This is a genomic window from Actinomycetota bacterium, from assembly GCA_036280995.1.
Lineage (GTDB): Bacteria > Actinomycetota > CALGFH01 > CALGFH01 > CALGFH01 > CALGFH01.
In genome coordinates, this window is sequence record DASUPQ010000716.1 from 1 (window position 1) to 3405 (window position 3405).

The 3405-nt window shown below is 71.7% G+C and carries 4 protein-coding genes; all 4 read left to right on the forward strand.

From position 1 onward, the window contains the following. Positions 1 to 403: 403 nt before the first annotated feature. Positions 404 to 787, forward strand: coding sequence for a hypothetical protein (locus VF468_24085; protein HEX5881367.1), 384 nt, complete (start codon positions 404 to 406; stop codon positions 785 to 787). Between the two features lie 86 nt (positions 788 to 873). Next, complete coding sequence (locus VF468_24090; GenBank protein ID HEX5881368.1) at positions 874 to 2208, forward strand: IS21 family transposase; 1335 nt, start codon at positions 874 to 876, stop codon at positions 2206 to 2208. Continuing rightward, on the forward strand, positions 2205 to 3035 hold the full coding sequence (gene istB / locus VF468_24095) for an IS21-like element helper ATPase IstB (GenBank protein ID HEX5881369.1): 831 nt from the start codon (positions 2205 to 2207) through the stop codon (positions 3033 to 3035). The genes VF468_24090 and istB overlap by 4 nt, the downstream gene beginning before the upstream one ends. A gap of 78 nt (positions 3036 to 3113) precedes the next feature. Continuing rightward, positions 3114 to 3405 (forward strand): site-specific integrase (locus tag VF468_24100; protein HEX5881370.1); only part of this gene is annotated, 292 nt, incomplete at its 3' end.

Consider the following 3405-nt stretch of genomic DNA (forward strand, 5'->3'; position numbering starts at 1 on the left):
CCCAGTGGGCCGCCGACGACCCATCCCGGTGGGGACCATGGGTCGCGGTCTGCCCCATTCGCGACGGCGAGCTCACGAGTGGCCGCAGCAAGACAGCCGCCGCCCGCAAGTCGCGGATGGACCAGCGCACCCGTAATGACGCTCGCCTGAATCTCCCCAGACCTGCTCGCTGAATTTCCCCACCCGTGTGGCCCCTGCTTCATCGCTCACACGGGAGGAACGAAGTGCACGCACCGCGCATCACCCCAGAGGGTCTGGTCGATCCCGGCCGCTGCCCGCCACGTGGCGACGACCGACCGGCGATCCCGCTCGTACTCGGACGGGCGAGCGGACCGTCGGGCGGCCGCCCGGCGGCGATCGAACCGCCCGGGCCCCTCGCCGGCCGACGGGCGGTGAGCGCGCCGTGACCGGCGACGGGCACGTCCTGGAGCTGGCCGGGCGGGCGGCCGAGGCTGTGCGGGAGTTGAACCACCTCACCCGCGATCCCGGCGCCTTCACCGGGCCGGCCGAGCTGTACCGGTTGGTCGGCGAGCTCGCCGTGCTCGCCGGCCGGTTGCCGCAGCTGCTGGGCCAGCTCGACCACTGGCTGCAGACCGAGCACGACGCCGGCCGGGTCCGCTCCGACACCGGCACCGATCCCGGCCGGATCGTCGCGGCCGTAGGGACCGACCTGGCCGACGCCCGCGAAGCGGCGCACGAGTTGGCCCACGTGTTGGACGCCGCACTGCAGCACCTGGCCCACCTGGGCGCCACCGAACCCGACCACGCCATTTCGAAGCGCGGGTGACGCGCGTGGCTCCACCGAAGACGGCGGCGCTCCCTCGACGCTGGCGGTCTCTGACCACCGACCAGCTGTTCGAGGGAGCCCGCTTCATGCTGACACGAGAGGAAGACGTGGACGCACACGCCCTGCGCCGCAGGGGGTGGTCGATCTCCGCGATCGCCCGCCACCTGGGCAAAGACCGAAAAACCATTCGGGCGTACTTAAACGGTGAGCGGACCGCCGGCGTCCGGGCGCCGGCCGGCCCGGACGTGTTCGAACCGTTCGTTACCTACTGCCGGGAGCGGCTGGTCGAGGACCCGCACCTGTGGGCGACCGCCCTGTACGACGAGCTGCTGCAGCTGGGCTACGACCGTTCCTACCCGCGGCTGACGCACAACCTGCGGGCCCGGCAGCTGCGGCCGGTGTGCCATGCGTGCCGGCCGGCCGGCGGCCGCCCGGCAGCGGTGATCGAGCACCCGCCGGCCGAGGAAACCCAATGGGACTGGGTCGAGCTGCCCGACCCGCCCAAGAGCTGGGACGGCTACGGATCCAAGGCGTTCCTGCTCGTCGGCGCCCTGTCCCATTCCGGCAAGTGGCGTGGGGTGCTGGCCGAGGCGATGGACCAGCCGCAGCTGATCGACGCGCAGCACCAGGTCGTGGTCCGGCTCGGCGGGCTGACCCGGGTCTGGCGGTTCGACCGGATGGCCACGGTCGTGTATCCGGGCAGCGGCAACGTCACCGACTCCTACGCAGCGGTCGCGAAACATTATGGAGTGCAGGTTAAACCGTGCCCGCCCCGGCGGGGCAACCGCAAGGGTGTGGTCGAGAAGGCCAACCACACCGCCGCGCAACGATGGTGGCGCACCCTGCCCGACGACATCACCGTCGCCGCCGCCCAAGCCCGGCTCGACGAGTTCTGCGCCACCGTCGGTGATGCCCGGGACCGGGTCGATGTCGACGGGAACCGATGCACCGTCGCGGATCTGGCCGCCCGTGAGCGGCTCGCCCCGCTGCCGGCGGCGGCGTTCCCGGTAGAGGTGAGCGTGCCACGGGTGGTGTCCGCGCAGGCGCTGGTGTCGTTCCGCGGGAACCGGTACTCCGTGCCGCCCGAGCTGGCCGGCGGCCCGGTCAGCGTCACCCACCGGCTGAACTCCCCGGTCCTGTTGTTCGTCACCGATAACGGCGTGACCGTGGCCCTGCACCACCGGGTCGCCGACGGCACCGGCGCCACGATCCGCAGCGAGCACCACGTCACCGCGTTGAACAAGGCCGCCCTCGCGGCGTTCACCACCGCAAGGCCGCACCGCCGCAAGGAACGCATCCCACCCGGCCCGGCCGCCCTGTTCGCCGCCGACGTGCTGCGCGGCACCACCACCGACACCGAACCCGTCGTCGATCTGGCCGCCTACGCGGCCGCGGCCGCCGCCCGGAGGAACCTGCCATGACCACCGACACCAGCGACACAACAGCCCCGGCCACGACCGCCGAGAACAGCCGCTACCAGCAGCTGCGCGGCCACCTGAGCACCCTCAAGCTGCTCGACGCCGCCGCGGCCCTGCCGGCCGTCCTGGACCAGGCCCGCACCGAGAAACTCACCCCCACCGCCGCTCTGGAACGGCTGCTGCGGATCGAGGTCACCGCGACCGAGGCCCGCCGACTCGCCGGCCGGCTCCGCTTCGCCTGCCTGCCCACCAACGCCACCCTGGAAGAGTTCGACTACGACGCCCAACCCGGCGTCGACCCCCACCTGATCAACGACCTTGCGTCCTGCCGCTACCTCGAGTCCGCCACCAACGTCCTGATGATCGGCCCGCCCGGGGTCGGCAAGACCATGCTCGCCACCGGGCTGGCCCGCAAAGCCGTCGAGGCCGGCTACCGCACCTACTTCACCACCGCCGCCGACCTTGCCGCCCGCTGCCACCGCGCCGCGATCGAGGGCCGGTGGGCCACCACCATGCGGTTCTACGCCGGTCCCACGCTCCTGGCGATCGACGAACTGGGCTACCTCCCGCTGCCCGCCGAGGCCGCCTCCGCGTTGTTCCAGGTCGTGGCCCAGCGATACCTCAAGACCTCGATCATCCTGACCACCAATAGGCCGGTGACCTCCTGGGGGGAGGTGCTCGGCGACAACATGGTCGCCGCCGCCCTCCTCGACCGGCTCCTGCACCGATCCGTCGTGCTCGACATCGCCGGAGACTCGTATCGCCTCCGCGACCACCACGCCCGAACCGACAAGCTGCGCGCCGGCACCCACCCCGGCACGCTACGCTGACCCCGCCACAGGGTGGGGAATTTCGACGAGCACCCCTGAGGATTTTCGACGAGCGCCGTCACCCGCGAGCGCCTCCCGGTGCTGCCCACCCTGATCGCGGCCGCCGAGAACCGACGCACCCGCGCCGCGCAGTCGCTGACAGCAGCGATGACCGCCGAACCCGGCCAGGAGTTCGCCGCGGGAGAGGACCTCCTGCGGCGCGTCGAGTGCACGCCTGAAACCGCCGGCCATCTGTGGGCCGAGGATCCCGACACCGGCAAGCGCCGTGATCTCAAAGCCGAAGAAAGACGGGCTTTTTGGGCCTGGGCTGCGGTCGAAGTCCTGCGGCTGACCGGAATCCGCGTTGAGGAGCTGACCGAACTCAGCCATC

Bases quoted from the DNA above. Each gene is read 5' to 3' on its own strand.
- VF468_24090 (HEX5881368.1), top strand. From the start codon at position 874: ATGCTGACACGAGAGGAAGACGTGGACGCACACGCCCTGCGCCGCAGG.
- istB (HEX5881369.1), top strand. From the start codon at position 2,205: ATGACCACCGACACCAGCGACACAACAGCCCCGGCCACGACCGCCGAG.